Source organism: Mycobacterium conspicuum (assembly GCF_010730195.1).
In the GTDB taxonomy this organism is placed as follows: Bacteria; Actinomycetota; Actinomycetes; order Mycobacteriales; family Mycobacteriaceae; genus Mycobacterium; species Mycobacterium conspicuum.
The window spans coordinates 2,485,756-2,499,948 of the sequence record NZ_AP022613.1 but is presented as its reverse complement, the minus strand read 5'-3'; the positions used below and the strand labels follow the sequence as shown (position 1 = coordinate 2,499,948).

The window sequence follows — 14,193 nt, the reverse complement described above, 5'->3', positions numbered from 1 at the left end:
GCTAATGGGCCGCCGCGTCCCAGCTGCGGCCGTATCCCACCGACACCTCCAGCGGCACGTCGAGCGGGTACGCGCCACCCATCTTGTCGCGCGCCAGCGCCTCGACCTGCTCCCGCTCGCCGGCCGCGATTTCGAATAACAGCTCGTCGTGCACCTGCAGCAGCATCCGCGACGCCAGCCCGGCCGCCTTGAGCGCCTTGTCGACCTCGATCATCGCCACCTTGATGATGTCGGCCGCGCTGCCCTGGATCGGCGCGTTGAGCGCCGCCCGTTCGGCGGCCTCGCGGACCTGGCGGTTGCTGCTGTCCAACTCGGGCAAATACCGCCGCCGGCCCAGCACGGTGGACGTGTAGCCGTCCTTGCGGGCCTGCTCGACGACCTCCATCAGGTAGTCGCGCACCCCGCCGAACCGGGCGAAGTACTGGTCCATCTGGTCCTTGGCCTCTTCGGTGGAGATCTTCAGCTGCGCGGACAACCCGTACGCGCTCAGGCCGTAGGCCAGGCCGTAGGACATCGCCTTGACCCGGCGGCGCAGCTCGGCGGTGACCTCCTCGATCGGCACGCCGAACGCGCGCGACGCCACGAACGAATGCAGGTCCTCGCCGGTGTTGAACGCCTCGATCAGGCCCGCGTCGCGGGACAGGTGCGCCATGATCCGCATCTCGATCTGGCTGTAGTCGGCGGTCATCAGCTCGGTGTAACCCTTGCCGACGACGAACGCGTCGCGGATCTGGCGGCCGGCGTCGGTGCGGATCGGGATGTTCTGCAGGTTGGGCTCGGTCGAGGAGAGCCGGCCGGTGGCGGCGATCGTCTGGTTGAAGGTGGTGTGGATGCGCCCGTCGCCGGCCACCGCGTTCAGCAGCCCGTCCACGGTGACCTTGAGCCGGGTCACGTCGCGGTGGGCCAATAGGTGCTGCAGAAACGGGTGCCCGGTCTTGTCGAACAGCGACTGCAGGGCGTCGGCGTCGGTGGTGTAGCCGGTCTTGGTGCGCTTGGTCTTCGGCATCTCGAGCTCGTCGAACAGCACCACCTGCAGCTGCTTGGGTGAGCCCAGGTTGATCTGCTTGCCGATCACCGCGTAGGCGGCCTCGGCGGCGTCGCGGATCTGGTCGCCGAACTGGCTCTGCAGCTCGGTGAGCATGCCCAGATCGACGGCGATGCCGGCGGACTCCATGTCGGCCAGCGCCTGCTGGACCGGCAGTTCCATCTCGCCCAGCAGCGCGGTGGAATCGATGCGGTCCAGTTCGGCGTCCAGCGCGTCGGCCAAATCCGCCACGGCGCGGGCCCGCAGGATCGATGTTTGGACCGCCTGTTCGTCGGTTCCCTCGATATCGTCGAGCAGCGAAAGTTGTTGCTGTTCACTGGTTTCCGCGCGCAGCTCGCGCCGTAGGTAGCGCAGCGACAGGTCGTCCAGGGTGAAGCTGCGCTGCCCGGGCCGCACCAGGTAGGCCGCCAGGGCGGTGTCGGAGGTGACGCCGTTGAGTGTCCAGCCGCGGCCCGCGAGATCGTGGATGGCCAGCTTCGCCTCGTGCAGCGCTTTGGGTTTGGCGGCGTCGGCCAGCCAGGCCGCCAACGCGGCGTCGTCCTCGGGGGTCAACGTCGCGGTCTCGAGGTAGGCGCCGTCGCCGTCGGCCGCGGCGATGGCCAGCGCCGTGGCGTCGCCGTCGTAGGGCAGATGGGTGCCGACGACGGCCAGCCCGGCCCGGCGTCCGTCGTCGGCGTGCTCGGCCAGCCAGTGCGCCACCGTGCCGGGCTCCAGCGCGCCGCCGCGCACGTCGAAGCCCTCGTCGACCTCGGGCTCGACGGCGGCCAGCGTGTCGAACAGCCGGTCGCGCAGCACCCGGAACTCCAGGTCGTCGAAGAGGCGGTGAATTTGGTCGCGGTCCCACGGCTGCATCCGCAGCGTGTCCGGGGTCTGCGCCAGCGGCACATCCTTGACCAGCTCGGTGAGGTCGCGGTTGAGGATGACGCCGGCGACATGCGCCCGCAGCGCGTCGCCCACCTTGCCGCGCACCGCGTCGACGTTGTCGACCAGTCCCTGCAGCGAGCCGTATTCCACGATCCACTTGGAGGCGGTCTTCTCCCCCACGCCCGGGATGCCGGGCAGGTTGTCGCTGGGATCGCCGCGCAGCGCGGCGAAGTCCGGGTACTGCGCCGGGGTCAGGCCGTACTTTTCGACGACGGCCTCGGGCGTGAAGCGGGTGAGCTCGCTGACGCCCTTGCGCGGGTACAGCACCGTCACGTCGTCGCTGACCAACTGCAGCGAGTCGCGGTCGCCGGTGACCACCAGCACCCGGTAGCCCTCGTTCTCGGCCTGGGTGGCCAGCGTCGCGATGATGTCGTCGGCCTCGAATCCGGGCTCGGCGAGCACCGTAATACCCAGTGCGGCAAGGACTTCCTTGGTGATGTCGATCTGGCCGTGGAACTCGTCGGGCGTCGTGGAGCGGTTGGCCTTGTACTCCGGATAGCGCTCGGAGCGAAACGTCTGCCGCGACACGTCGAATGCGGCGGCGATGTGCGTCGGGGCCTCGTCGCGCAGCAGGTTGATCAGCATCGCCGTGAAGCCGTAGACCGCGTTGGTGGTCAGCCCGCCGCGGGTCTTGAAGTTCTCCGCCGGCAGGGCGTAGAACGCCCGGAACGCCAGCGAATTGCCGTCCAGCAGCATCAGCGTGGGTTTGGTTTGTTCCTCGATCGCGGCGGGCACGGCTTTCACTCTAGGCACTCGGTACGACGAGACCTGGCGTGCCCAAACAAGCGCTTGGTAGTGTTGGCGGGTGCCCGAGGTCACCAGTCAACAACCCGCGATCGACGGATGGTTCGCCACCGACGAGGACGGCCGTACGCATCTGATCGGCAGCAAGTGCCCGCAGTGCGGCACCTACGTGTTCCCGCCCCGCGAGAACAACTGCCCCAACCCGGCGTGCAGCAGCGACGCCCTGGAGTCCGTCGCGTTGTCCACCCGCGGAACGCTGTGGAGCTACACCGAAAACCGGTATCCCCCGCCGGCCCCCTACCCCGCGCCGGAGGACTTCGAGCCGTTCGCGATCGCCGCGGTGGAACTCGCCAACGAGGGAATCATCGTGCTGGGCAAGGTGGTTGAGGGCACGCTGGCGGCCGACCTGAAGGTGGGCATGGAGATGGAGCTGACCACCATGCCGCTGTTCACCGACGACGAGGGCGTGCAACGGATCGTGCACGCGTGGAGGCGTGCCGACGACGATGCAGAGCGCAGCGATGAGGAGGAGCGGCACAAATGACGAGCGTCATGACCGCACCCGAACCGCTGTACATCCTCGGCGCCGGCATGCACCCGTGGGGCAAGTGGGGCCGGGACTTCACCGAATACGGTGTCGTCGCCGCGCGCGCCGCGCTGGCCGAGGCCGGCCTGGATTGGCGGCAGATCCAGTTGGTCGCCGGCGCGGACACCATCCGCAACGGCTATCCGGGTTTCATCGCCGGATCGACGTTCGCGCAGAAGCTCGGCTGGAACGGTGTGCCGGTCAGCTCCAGCTACGCCGCGTGTGCCAGCGGCTCGCAGGCGTTGCAGAGCGCGCGCGCCCACATCCTGGCCGGGTTCTGCGACGTGGCGTTGGTAGTCGGTGCGGACACCACCCCGAAGGGCGCGTTCGCCCCCGTCGGCGGCGAACGCAAGAACGACCCCGACTGGCAGCGCTTCCACCTCATCGGCGCGATGAATCCGGTGTACTTCGCGCTGCTGGCGCGCCGGCGGATGGACCTCTACGGCGCGACGTCGGAGGACTTCGCCGCGGTGAAGGTGAAGAACTCGCGGCACGGCCTGCAGAACCCAAATGCCCGCTACCGCAAGGAATCCTCGGTCGAGGACGTGCTGGCCAGCCCGGTGGTTTCCGACCCGCTGCGGCAGCTGGACATCTGCGCCACCTCCGATGGGGCGGCGGCGTTGATCGTGGCCAGCGCGGAGTTCGCCCGCAAGCACCTGGGCTCGCTCGAGGGCGTGCCGTCGGTGCGCGCGGTGAGCACGGTGACACCGCAGTACCCGCAACACCTGCCCGAATTGCCGGACATCGCAACGGATTCCACCGCGGTGGTGCCCGGGCCCGATCGGGTGTTCAAGGACCAGATCCTGGATGCGGCCTACGCCGAGGCCGGCATCGGGCCCGAAGACCTGAGCCTGGCCGAGGTCTACGACCTGTCGACCGCCTTGGAGCTGGACTGGTATGAGCATTTGGGGCTGTGCGCCAAGGGCGAGGCCGAGCAGTTGCTGCGCAGCGGCGCGACGGCGATCGGCGGTCGCGTGCCGGTCAACCCCTCCGGCGGACTGGCGTGCTTCGGCGAGGCGATCCCGGCGCAGGCGATCGCGCAGGTCTGCGAGCTGACCTGGCAGCTGCGCGGGCAGGCCACCGGCCGGCAGGTGGAGGGGGCGACCGTCGGCGTCACCGCCAACCAGGGCCTGTTCGGCCACGGCTCGTCGGTGATCGTCGCGCGCTAGCTTTGCGCCCCCTCGCCGAAACTGCGCCCAGAGCGTGAAAACCGCGGGAACTTCGATCTGACCGCAGTCTCGATGCGCTTAACCGTCCTCTTTGGGCGCGTCCCCGAGCGTTTCCAGCACGACTTCGGCGACCCGCTTCATGCTGGTCCGCCGGTCCATGGCGGCGCGTTGAATCCACTTGAACGCCTCGGGCTCGGTCATGCCCTGTTTGACCTGTAGCAGGCCCTTGGCCCGCTCGACGATCTTGCGGGTCTCCAGCCGATCCGCCAACGTCGCGACCTCGTGTTCCAGCTCGGTGATCTCGGCGAACCGGCTGACGGCCAGTTCGATGGCCGGGATCAGATCGCTGACGGTGAACGGCTTCACCAGATACGCCATCGCGCCGGCGTCGCGTGCCCGCTCGACGAGGTCGCGCTGGCTGAAGGCGGTCAGCACCACGATCGGCGCGATGCGTTTGCTGGCGATCTCCGACGCGGCGTCGATTCCGTCGCGGCGCGGCATCTTGACGTCCATGATCACCAGATCGGGCTTGTGCTGCTCGGCCAGTTCGACGGCCTCCTGACCGTCGCCGGCCTCCCCGACGATGTCGTAACCCTCGTCCCGCAGCATCTCGGCCAGATCCATCCTGATCAGCGCTTCGTCTTCGGCGATGAGGACTCGGCGCGCCGGTTTGGCGTCGGCGTCAGTCGTGAGGCCTGTCATGACGGATATTGTGTCGTGGGCGGCTGTGACCAGGAACGTCGGGGCGTCCGAAGCGACGGCCCCGGCCCATCCTCTATGGTGGGAGGCTGCTCTAAGGTTGGGTGGCCGCACCTCAACCGCACACGCCCTCGTATCCCAACTGGCAGAGGAAACGGACTCAAAACCCGTCCAGTGTGGGTTCGAATCCCACCGAGGGCACCACGCCAATGCCGAATGTCATTGCAGGTCAGAGGCTTAGCGGGACCGATGAATTGCGTCCCCACCGACGCCCGTGACTACATTCTGACTACATTTACGGGGAAGACGACCCCTGCTAGGCGCGCGTCGTGCGCGTCGGCCACCGCTTCGGCGTCCTTGTCGAACAGGTCGGCATAGGTGTCCAAAGTCATCACCGCGGACTTGTGCCCCAGCATCTTCTGTACCGCTTTGACATTCGCGCCTGCCGAAACGGCCAGCGACGCGGCGGTGTGACGCAGATCGTGCGGAGTGATGTGCGGGAATGCCGCTGCCATCGGTTCATGGCCGGCACGCTGCGCCTTGCGCTCAGCCTCGCGAGCGGCATCAGCGGCAGCGACACACCGCCCCACCGCGCCAGAAAACCATGTGTTTGCCCCTGGCGACTTCGCGTAGGTGCCATCGGTAGCCGGGAACACAATGCCGTCGCGACCCTTGCCTTGGCAGGCTGCGGCCAACGGCTCGACTAGAAACCGCGGAAACGGGATCGACCGCCGTTCGTGCGTCTTGGGCGTTCCGACTTCGATCACGCCGCCGACGTTGACCGCGTTGCGCCGTACGTGGATGCGCCGGCGCAGAGTGTCGATATCGGCGACGTGCAGCCCGGCCAGCTCGCCCCAGCGCAGCCCGCAGTAGGCGAGCACCAGGACGATGACGCCCTTGTCCGGTCCGGCCTGGCCCGCTAGGTCCCACACTTGGGTGTCGGTCAAATAGCGGTGCTCCCGTTTTACTTTGCGCGGCAGCTTCACGCCACGCGCCGGATTGGTCATCAGCCGGCGGTCGCGTACCGCTTCATCGACGATCTTGGCCAGCACGTCGAAAGCCGCACGCACGCTGACGGCTCCGCTGGCGCGCTTAGTGACTTCGCCGTCCGCGTCGGTGACCTCGCGTCCCATCTGGGCGACCCATGACTGGACGGCGCTGTGCCGGATATCGGCGAGTTTGACGCGGCCCCAGCGCGGCTCGACGTGCACCCGCCACGCGATTTCTTCGCGCCGGCGCGTCGAGGGCTTGAGATGGCTGCGCCGCGCCAGCCAGCCCGGTCCGAGGTCGCCTACCGTCACACGCGCGTCGGCCGGATCGATGTACTCCCCGCGGGCCTTGCTGACGGTGACGGTCGCGGCGTAGATCTCGGCCTCGCGCTTAGTGGTAAAGCCGCGTGCGCCGGTCAATTTGTTTTCCGGCGTCCAGTACTGGACGCGCCATTTCTCGAGGCCCGACGCCGTTCTGTACTTGGTGATGCTCGCCATCGCAAACCCCTAACCGTGCCTGGCACAGTGATGCACAATGCCTCAGAATGAAGGCAAATAGGTTGACTCGCAATCGTATTCAGCCTGTGAATTGTCGTGAGTCTACTTCAGTAGTCATCAATTTCGTGTTAACGTTCGCGGCAGAGGCGTGGACTGCACCGGCCCGGTAGGTATCCGAGATATCCGACCGGCAAGGAGCAGGAGATAGATGACCACTGCCGCCAATCCCAATCAATCTCTAAGTGCCGCGTCCGCACGCGCAGTCGATCTTGACGAGCTGCTGACGCCGCAGCAGTTGGCCGAGTATCGCGGGACCACTGTTGCCGTGCTTGCGCAGGAACGGCACAAAGGCACCGGGCCCAGGTTCATTCGCGACGGTCGGCGAATCCGCTATCGGGTCCGCGACATTCGCGACTACCTCGACGCCAACACTAAATCGCCATAGCGGCCACGAACGAAACGGCGGCCCCGTAGCCCCGGTGTCTCTAGCACCGAGCGGGACCGCCATCGATGCAATCCCAACCCACTCAACAACAGGAGGAAATTACACAATGGCAAGGCTAACCCCGGTGCCTGATCCCGAGGACAAACGCATCATCACGGCCGCGTTTCGGCGGCTCATTGACGACTTGATAAGCCAACAACACTCGCCATTCCACGCACCGCCGCTCCACGAACTCGCCGGGCAGATCGTTGATGACCCGGAATCGCGTCCCATAGTCGTAGAGCTGATCGCCAACTGCCTCCGGGTCGTGCTGGAGGACAACCTCAGTTGGCAGGACGACAAGTCCAAATAGTCGACCCCTCACCGGTGGTTCTCCATCCCCCTCCACCCCTCAACCCCTCAACCCCCTCAACCCGAACGGAGTAACCATGTCCGCGTCCGTATTTCAGCTACCCGCAATCAAGCATCGTCGATGGACCTGGCCCGATTGGCCAGCCGGCCTCTACGAGGACGCCGACAACTATCACTACGACGGAGACGCCATGACCCGCAACGTGTTTGACGAGTGCAGCCACGCGGTCAAGACCGATGCTCCGTTGCTACTCGACAACCTGGTGGCAGACCGCACGATTGATCTGGCGTGGCCCACTATGGCGGGGGCTGTTGTCGCGGCGTGGTCATCGTGGGAGTATGCCGAGTCCAAGCTCGACCGACGCCGGTGGGTTGAACTGTTCCGCGCCAACGGATACACCGTCGACCGTGAGCACGCCGCCCGGCCTCACGAACCGATCGCGTTGTGGCGCGGCTGTGTCCCTGCGTTCATCGGCATCAACACCCGCGGGAACCTGGTCGGGGTGGATTGGCGCGGCCTGCCGGCTGACCCATATGGCGAGATCGTCGAGAGCTGGTACACGCCTTGCTCGATGAATTGGACCTGCGACTTTAGCGCAGCACGCCGATTCGCCCGCCGCGGTCCCGTTGGCTATCGGGAGTTTGGGCAGATTTTTGCCGCCGTAGTCGAGCCCGAGCACCTGCTGGCCCAGGTGGGGAACGACTACATCGTTGACCCGGCCGGCCTGTCGGTCACTGCCCTTAGCGCAATCAGCCGGGACAGCCCCAGCGCCGCGGCGGTGCGGCGATGACCGGTACCAACCGAGCCCGCCAGGCCCGTCAGCGCGCCAAGCGCCTGGGCTTGCGAATGAGCCAACGCGGCCACGTGATCACGCTGCACGACGGCCAGGGCCTGGCGGTCGCGTCAGGCGGCCTCGGAGCGATCGAGACCTATCTGGCCGCACGGGCTGTGCATCGACGGGCCGTCCGCCGTTCAGGACATCACCAGCGGCGGGCGCAGACCGCACAGCCAGCGCACCAGGTGTCCCGGGTGATGGTCTCGGCGGCGTGGTCGGTCATTGCCGCCACGCCAATGTCAGTGCGCGGCGGTAGCGTTCCCTGACGTGCCTGCGTCCGTGCCGAGCGTCTCCGCGGTGAACCGCGCTGGTGACGTCTTGCGCAACCTGCGGGTGAGCGGAAATCGGATCAAGGTCTCTGGCGCGGTCGAGATCACACCCGAGCAGATCTTCGCCGCATTGGACACGCTGGAAGCGTGGCGCGCAGCGCATGCGCGCCCCCTCGGCGCTGCAACGATGGGGCTGCGGTCACGCGTTGCGACGATGGGCTGTGCAGATATCGAGGTCTCCCAGCGGTTGAAACGCATTCCGACGATCATTGACAAACTCCGTCGTGAGCCCCGCATGAATCTCGGGCGGATGCACGACATCGGCGGCTGCCGCGCCGTTCTCCGAAGCCTGGATGAAGTTCGGCGCGTCCAATCCCGCTACAAGGGCGAAACTGTGACGGTCAGGACCAAAGACTACGTTGACCAGCCGAAACCGGACGGATATCGAGCTGTCCATGTGATCGTCCGATACCACGGCCGGCTGATTGAAGTGCAGTTGCGCACACAGGTCCAGCACGAGTGGGCCTACACTGTCGAGAGCGTCACATCTCGGTTCGGACTCGATATCAAAGCTGGCGGGGGACCACCACCGGTGCGGGACTGGTTTGCGGCAGTGTCGGAGGCAATGGCGCTCGAAGAACACGGCCAAACCGTGGGCCCAGAGCTTTTACATCGGGTATATACACTGAGAGACGCCGCCCAACCCTATCTGCAAGGAGTCAATCGATGACTGCATCGCAGCTCAAGCACTTCTTGCTCGTGTTCGACCACAACCGCGCCCAGCTGGTCGACCTCAAAGAGTTCGGCACGGACGCCAAGAGCGCGATGGCTGAGTATGCCCGGCTAGAACGTGCGCAGATGAAGAAGGAGTCGGACTCGATCGAAATCGTGCTGATCGGCTCAGACTCGCTGGAAACCGTGAAGGTTACCCACGCGAATTACTTCGATGGCACGGTTGCAGTTTCGAAGTACTTCGCAGGCATCTAACCCCTTGGCCTGCGCGCCTGATTTCAGGTTAGTGCAGCCATGTCGTTAGTTCGACTCGCCCGGCCCCAGGCGGATGTGGCCAACGGTAAGCGACGTCGTCTTTGGGTCGCCCCACTCTGGCAACCACCAGTTGACCTGCCACATGAAGGGATCGATCACCTTATCGTCGGATAGGTCGGCACTCTCATCCGCGAGGATGTCCCGAATTCGGAGAAGCCCACGACAGCAATCGATCATTGACTTCATCCCTTTAAGGGCCTCAATGAGGGTTTGCTCTTGAATCGGCGCAACGTGTCTCGTTTGGCTCGACCAAGTCTCATCGCGCCAGGACAGTTCGCCAGGCGTACCATCTGCGGCCTTGCGCGGGGCCCCCGGCGCGCCTAGGCGCACGATGTTGATCGTCCGATTCGGCATGTCACCCGTGACCGAAAGGATGTATAGCATGTGAGCCAATTGATGGCGGGCCTGCTTGGCTTTCGCCGCGGTAGCAGACCATAGCTCGTGAGGCCACCGGACTCGCGCCGCGTCGGCCACCGCGCGCATGGCCTTCGGCAATTCCTCCGGTTTAAGAGGACCGGCACCGTGGCCAGCGGCGTGAAATCGGGTGAAGTTCACCTCGCCGAGGAGGTTTTCCCACCCTCCGATGACGCGCAAGATCAGCGCCTCGGGCGTTTCGGCGGGTTCAAATGCACGCGCTTCGGCGTCTCTTCGGGCCTCGACCGCGGCGCGCGTCTGCTCAAGCTGTTCGAGCCGGCTCGACGCATCGCCCATGGCGTTCGAAACTACCTCGCAGAGTCGCGCGGGGCGAACGTCTATCGCCCTTTGACCTTGCCCCCTCGGTCGACTCGACCTCTATCTCCGCCGAACGTCTGATCGACGTGACTACATTCTGACTACATTCTTCGCTCACCGCCGCTAATCTGCGTTCACCTCAGTTAATCGTATTGCCGCAGCTAGACAGGGATATTCGCCCATCGTTCGAGGTCATCGGCAACGCGCGATTAGAGTTCGAATCCCACCGAGGGCACCACGTGAACCTCCACAATCGTTCACCTGAAGTTCTTTGGCCTCGCCATCGCCGGCTGGTAGACCAGCGCTTGCGAGTTCCCGACTGGCCAGGAGGGGTCAAAGATGAAAGTCGCACGAAGTTTTGCCGCAGCCGCCGCGTTCGCCGCACTCGGTGTCGGCGCCGGTGTCGGTGTCGGGGCAGCTGCTCCCGCGTCCAGCGCCCCCGAAATGAGGGGCCACTACATCGAAACCGAAACCGCCGACAATGGCCGATCCGCGACCGACGATTGGTACTTCACGCCCTGCGGTGACGGATGCGAATCGGTAGCCCGCAAAGGTGTCAAGGCTTTCGGGCAGGCGCACTTGGTGGGCGGGCAATGGGTTCTCGATATCACCAATGAGACCGCGATGTGCCCGGACGGCAAAGAGGTTCCCAACGCGCTCTCCGCGCACTACACGTGGGACCCCAACACGTTGGCCGGCACGGTCCAGACCACCGCGAACACAGCGGAATGCGGCGACCCGGCGGGCTACCAGGTGACCGACAAGATCCAGTTGCGGCCGGCCTAACCCGCCGCACGCGGGGTGCGCGTACGGAAACCTATGCAGCACAACGCTTAATACGCCGCTCGTACGGGCGCGGGTGGTCCGGGCGGCACCGGCACACCCGACGGCCACGCCGGCTCAACGCCGCCCGGATATGAGCAAATCCGGATTTATGCCACCGCGATCGCGCTAGGCTTTGGAGCGTTTTCGACAGGGCTCGACGACCGCGCCACGCGTCCGCCGGGTCGTGATGTGCCGGTCGGAGGTACGGAATGTCGTTCGTGATCGCCGCTTCGGACGCGATGGCCGCAGCCACAACGGATTTGGCGGATCTCGGCTCGACGCTCAGGTCGGCCCACGCCGTCGCCGCGCCGGCGACGACCGGGTTGGTGGCGGCCGGCGCCGACGAGGTGTCGGCGGCGGTGGCCACGCTGTTCGGGTCGCACGCGCAGGCTTATCAGGCGATCAGCGCCCACGCCGCGGAGTTTCACAGCCGATTCGTACAACTGCTCAGCGCCGGCGCCGGGCAGTACGCACTGACCGAGGCCACCAACGCCTCCCCTCTGCAGGCCGTCGAACATGGTTTACTCAACGCAATTAATGCGCCAACGCAAGCATTGGTGGGGCGGCCGTTGATCGGTAACGGTGCCGACGGGGTAGCCGGCGGCACGTTGGCGCAAGCCAATGGCGGTGCCGGCGGAATCCTGTTCGGTAACGGCGGGGCCGGCGCGACCGACGCGGCCGGACAGGGAGGGTCCGGCGGAGCCGCCGGACTGATCGGCAACGGTGGGGCCGGCGGGGCCGGGGCCACCGGCGGCGCCGGCGGTCGTGGCGGTGCCGGCGGATTGCTGTACGGCAACGGCGGGGCCGGCGGATCCGGCGGTGACAGCACCGACGGCGCGGCCGGCGGAGCCGGCGGGGCCGGCGGGTCCGCAGGCTTCTTCGGCAACGGGGGTGCCGGCGGTTCCGGCGGGGCCGGCGGAGACGCAACCGTCGCCGGCGGCAACGGCGGGGCCGGCGGCAACGGCGGCGCTGGCGGCAACGCCGGGCACGTACTCGGCGATGGCGGAGCCGGTGGCGCCGGCGGTGCCGGTGGCGGTGGCGGGGCGATCAACGGCGGCATAGTCATCTCCGGCGACATCGGCGGGGCCGGCGGCAACGGCGGGGCCGGCGGCTGGGCGGGCGGGCTGGGCGGCAACGCCGGGGCCGGCGGGGCCGGCGGTGACGGCGGCGCCGCCGGGGCCGTCACCAACGGCACCGTCTACTCCGGGGACATCGGTGGAGCCGGCGGCGCCGGCGGGGCCGGCGGCCCGACCTTCGTCGGTCAGGGTGGCAACGGCGGGGCCGGCGGGGCCGGCGGCGCCGCGGGGGCGGTCACCGACAGCACCATCTACTCCGGCGACACCGGCGGCGCCGGCGGCAACGGCGGCGCCGGCAACCTCGCCGGTTTGTTCGGCAACGGCGGCCACGGCGGGGCTGGCGGCAACGGCGGCGCCGCGGGCACCGTCACCAACAGCACCGTCCAAACCGGTGACACCGGCGGGGCTGGCGGCGCCGGCGGCGCCGCCAGCCTGGGCGGTTTCGTCGGCAACGGCGGCAACGGCGGGGCCGGCGGTGCCGGTGGCGACGCCGGGGCGGTCACCGGCGGCTCCAACATCGCCACCGGCGACAACGGCGGGCCGGCGGGGACGGCGGCGCCGGCAACATCGCCGCCTACGTCGGCAGCGGCGGCAACGGCGGCGCGGGCGGCAACGGCGGCAACGCGGGGGCCGTCAGCGCATCCAGCACCGTCGACAACGGCGACAACGGCGGCGACGGAGGGGACGGCGGCACCGGCACCGGCGGCGCCAGCAGCTTCGGCGGCACCGCGAGCCACGGCGGCAACGGCGGGGCCGGCGGCGCGGCCGGGTCCGTCACCGACAGCGCCGTGCACTCCGGCGACAACGGCGGCGCCGGCGGCGACGGCGGGACCATCGTGGCCGGCAAAGGCGGCAACGGCGGCAACGGCGGCAACGGCGGCGACGGCGGGGCGCTCACCGGCAGCACCGTCACCAGCGGCGACAACGGCGGGACGGGCGGCGCGGGCGGCGCCGGCGGCATGATCGGCACCAGCGGCAACGGTGGCAACGGCGGCGACGGCGGCGACGGCGGGGCCGTCAGCGCATCCAGCGCCGTCACCGTCGGCGACAATGGCGGGGCCGGTGGTGCCGGCGGGGCGGGCAGCTCGTCGGGATATTTCGCGAACGGGGGCAATGGCGGTGCCGGTGGCAATGGCGGGGCCGGCGGGGCCGTGAGCGGATCGAGCACCGTGTCCACCGGCGACAACGGCGGGGCGGGCGGGGCCGGCGGCGCCGGCGCCATTGCCGGGTTCATCGGCAACGGCGGCAACGGCGGGGCCGGCGGTGACGGCGGGGCCGGCGGGGCCGTGACCGGACTAAGCAGCGTCGTCAACGGCGACCACGGCGGGGCCGGCGGGGCCGGCGGCACCGGCGGCCTCTGCTCGGACACCGGTAACGGCGGCGCCGGCGGTCACGGCGGCGCGGGCGGGGCCGGCGGGGCCGTCACCGGCAGCACCGTGAATACCGGCGACATCGGCGGGGCCGGCGGGGCCGGCGGCATCGGCGGCGCCGGAGTCGTGCTCGGCAACGGCGGGGCCGGCGGGGCCGGCGGGAGCGGCGGGACCGCCGGAACCGTCACCGACAGCACCATCTCCACGGGCGACGTCGGCGGCGCCGGGGGCGCCGGCGGGGTCGGCGGGACCGCCTCGATCGGCCGCGGCGGTCATGGCGGAGCAGGCGGCGCCGGTGGCGACTCCGGGACCGTCTCCGGCGGCGAACCCCTGGTCGGGGACACCGGTGGCGCCGGCGGGGCGGGCCGCGCGGGCGGCCCCTCGACCGCACTCGGTAACGGCGGTGGCGGTGGTGCCGGCGGGGCCGGCGGCGACTCCCCGACCGGCCAGGGCGGCGACGGCGCAGACGGCGGAGACGGCGGCACCCCCGGCCTGATCGGCGCCGGCGGTCCCGGCGGCCCCGGCGGTGCCGGCGGGACCGGCGCTACCGGTGACGGCGCCGCCGGCCAATCCGGCCAGTCCGGCTAA

Annotated in this window: 15 protein-coding genes and 1 tRNA gene; 12 read left to right on the top strand and 4 right to left on the bottom strand. The window is 68.4% G+C overall.

Annotated features, from left to right (window positions below; all coding sequences use genetic code 11):
• Position 1: 1 nt before the first annotated feature.
• Positions 2 to 2,665 carry a DNA polymerase I gene (gene polA, locus G6N66_RS11795; RefSeq protein WP_085234314.1) on the bottom strand — a complete coding sequence of 888 codons (2,664 nt, stop codon included), beginning with the start codon at positions 2,663 to 2,665 and terminating at the stop codon, positions 2 to 4.
• Positions 2,666 to 2,774: 109 nt separating this feature from the next.
• On the opposite strand from polA, the gene G6N66_RS11790 reads away from it, so the two are divergent.
• The gene (locus G6N66_RS11790; RefSeq protein WP_085234294.1) at positions 2,775 to 3,257 is read left to right on the top strand and encodes a Zn-ribbon domain-containing OB-fold protein; all 483 of its coding nucleotides are present in this window, start codon (positions 2,775 to 2,777) and stop codon (positions 3,255 to 3,257) included.
• 8 nt (positions 3,258 to 3,265) lie between these two features.
• Positions 3,266 to 4,468, top strand: coding sequence for a lipid-transfer protein (locus G6N66_RS11785; RefSeq protein WP_085234315.1), 1,203 nt, complete (start codon positions 3,266 to 3,268; stop codon positions 4,466 to 4,468).
• A 78-nt stretch (positions 4,469 to 4,546) separates the two neighbouring features.
• Here G6N66_RS11785 and G6N66_RS11780 read toward each other — a convergent pair whose 3' ends face one another.
• Positions 4,547 to 5,170, bottom strand: coding sequence for an ANTAR domain-containing response regulator (locus tag G6N66_RS11780; RefSeq protein WP_085234295.1), 624 nt, complete (start codon positions 5,168 to 5,170; stop codon positions 4,547 to 4,549).
• A gap of 124 nt (positions 5,171 to 5,294) precedes the next feature.
• Here G6N66_RS11780 and G6N66_RS11775 point away from each other — a divergent pair.
• A tRNA-Leu gene (locus tag G6N66_RS11775) sits at positions 5,295 to 5,371 on the top strand.
• A 74-nt stretch (positions 5,372 to 5,445) separates the two neighbouring features.
• Here G6N66_RS11775 and G6N66_RS11770 read toward each other — a convergent pair.
• On the bottom strand, positions 5,446 to 6,654 hold the full coding sequence (locus G6N66_RS11770) for a tyrosine-type recombinase/integrase (protein ID WP_085234296.1): 1,209 nt from the start codon (positions 6,652 to 6,654) through the stop codon (positions 5,446 to 5,448).
• Between the two features lie 208 nt (positions 6,655 to 6,862).
• On the opposite strand from G6N66_RS11770, the gene G6N66_RS11765 reads away from it, so the two are divergent.
• The 6 genes from G6N66_RS11765 to G6N66_RS11740 all read left to right on the top strand — a co-directional run bounded on the left by G6N66_RS11765 (position 6,863) and on the right by G6N66_RS11740 (position 9,542).
• A complete protein-coding gene (locus G6N66_RS11765; RefSeq protein ID WP_085234297.1) occupies positions 6,863 to 7,099 on the top strand; it encodes a helix-turn-helix transcriptional regulator in 237 nt (78 codons plus the stop codon).
• Positions 7,100 to 7,223: 124 nt separating this feature from the next.
• Positions 7,224 to 7,451 (top strand): hypothetical protein, encoded by a 228-nt coding sequence (locus G6N66_RS11760; RefSeq protein ID WP_085234298.1) that lies wholly within the window; start codon positions 7,224 to 7,226, stop codon positions 7,449 to 7,451.
• A 76-nt stretch (positions 7,452 to 7,527) separates the two neighbouring features.
• Positions 7,528 to 8,241, top strand: coding sequence for a hypothetical protein (locus G6N66_RS11755; RefSeq protein ID WP_085234299.1), 714 nt, complete (start codon positions 7,528 to 7,530; stop codon positions 8,239 to 8,241).
• The gene (locus G6N66_RS11750; RefSeq protein WP_085234300.1) at positions 8,238 to 8,552 is read left to right on the top strand and encodes a hypothetical protein; all 315 of its coding nucleotides are present in this window, start codon (positions 8,238 to 8,240) and stop codon (positions 8,550 to 8,552) included. Before G6N66_RS11755 ends, G6N66_RS11750 begins: the two co-directional genes overlap by 4 nt.
• Position 8,553: 1 nt before the next feature.
• Positions 8,554 to 9,285 (top strand): RelA/SpoT domain-containing protein, encoded by a 732-nt coding sequence (locus G6N66_RS11745; RefSeq protein ID WP_085234301.1) that lies wholly within the window; start codon positions 8,554 to 8,556, stop codon positions 9,283 to 9,285.
• Positions 9,282 to 9,542 carry a hypothetical protein gene (locus tag G6N66_RS11740; RefSeq protein ID WP_085234302.1) on the top strand — a complete coding sequence of 87 codons (261 nt, stop codon included), beginning with the start codon at positions 9,282 to 9,284 and terminating at the stop codon, positions 9,540 to 9,542. Before G6N66_RS11745 ends, G6N66_RS11740 begins: the two co-directional genes overlap by 4 nt.
• Positions 9,543 to 9,587: 45 nt before the next feature.
• Here G6N66_RS11740 and G6N66_RS11735 read toward each other — a convergent pair whose 3' ends face one another.
• Positions 9,588 to 10,313: a hypothetical protein gene (locus G6N66_RS11735; RefSeq protein ID WP_085234303.1), complete on the bottom strand. Its 726-nt coding sequence runs from the start codon at positions 10,311 to 10,313 to the stop codon at positions 9,588 to 9,590.
• A gap of 360 nt (positions 10,314 to 10,673) precedes the next feature.
• On the opposite strand from G6N66_RS11735, the gene G6N66_RS11730 reads away from it, so the two are divergent.
• The 3 genes from G6N66_RS11730 to G6N66_RS30395 all read left to right on the top strand — a co-directional run bounded on the left by G6N66_RS11730 (position 10,674) and on the right by G6N66_RS30395 (position 14,193).
• Positions 10,674 to 11,120: a hypothetical protein gene (locus G6N66_RS11730; protein ID WP_085234304.1), complete on the top strand. Its 447-nt coding sequence runs from the start codon at positions 10,674 to 10,676 to the stop codon at positions 11,118 to 11,120.
• Between the two features lie 248 nt (positions 11,121 to 11,368).
• On the top strand, positions 11,369 to 13,198 hold the full coding sequence (locus G6N66_RS11725) for a PE family protein (protein ID WP_163645823.1): 1,830 nt from the start codon (positions 11,369 to 11,371) through the stop codon (positions 13,196 to 13,198).
• Complete coding sequence (locus G6N66_RS30395) at positions 13,195 to 14,193, top strand: hypothetical protein (RefSeq protein ID WP_408632893.1); 999 nt, start codon at positions 13,195 to 13,197, stop codon at positions 14,191 to 14,193. The genes G6N66_RS11725 and G6N66_RS30395 overlap by 4 nt, the downstream gene beginning before the upstream one ends.

Excerpts from the sequence above, each read along its gene's own strand:
- polA (WP_085234314.1), bottom strand. The coding sequence starts at position 2,665 with ATGCTGCTGGACGGCAATTCGCTGGCGTTCCGGGCGTTCTACGCCCTG.
- G6N66_RS11785 (WP_085234315.1), top strand. The coding sequence starts at position 3,266 with ATGACCGCACCCGAACCGCTGTACATCCTCGGCGCCGGCATGCACCCG.
- G6N66_RS11780 (WP_085234295.1), bottom strand. The coding sequence starts at position 5,170 with ATGACAGGCCTCACGACTGACGCCGACGCCAAACCGGCGCGCCGAGTC.
- G6N66_RS11770 (WP_085234296.1), bottom strand. The coding sequence starts at position 6,654 with ATGGCGAGCATCACCAAGTACAGAACGGCGTCGGGCCTCGAGAAATGG.
- G6N66_RS11765 (WP_085234297.1), top strand. The coding sequence starts at position 6,863 with ATGACCACTGCCGCCAATCCCAATCAATCTCTAAGTGCCGCGTCCGCA.
- G6N66_RS11755 (WP_085234299.1), top strand. The coding sequence starts at position 7,528 with ATGTCCGCGTCCGTATTTCAGCTACCCGCAATCAAGCATCGTCGATGG.
- G6N66_RS11750 (WP_085234300.1), top strand. The coding sequence starts at position 8,238 with ATGACCGGTACCAACCGAGCCCGCCAGGCCCGTCAGCGCGCCAAGCGC.
- G6N66_RS11740 (WP_085234302.1), top strand. The coding sequence starts at position 9,282 with ATGACTGCATCGCAGCTCAAGCACTTCTTGCTCGTGTTCGACCACAAC.
- G6N66_RS11735 (WP_085234303.1), bottom strand. The coding sequence starts at position 10,313 with ATGGGCGATGCGTCGAGCCGGCTCGAACAGCTTGAGCAGACGCGCGCC.
- G6N66_RS11730 (WP_085234304.1), top strand. The coding sequence starts at position 10,674 with ATGAAAGTCGCACGAAGTTTTGCCGCAGCCGCCGCGTTCGCCGCACTC.
- G6N66_RS11725 (WP_163645823.1), top strand. The coding sequence starts at position 11,369 with ATGTCGTTCGTGATCGCCGCTTCGGACGCGATGGCCGCAGCCACAACG.
- G6N66_RS30395 (WP_408632893.1), top strand. The coding sequence starts at position 13,195 with ATGATCGGCACCAGCGGCAACGGTGGCAACGGCGGCGACGGCGGCGAC.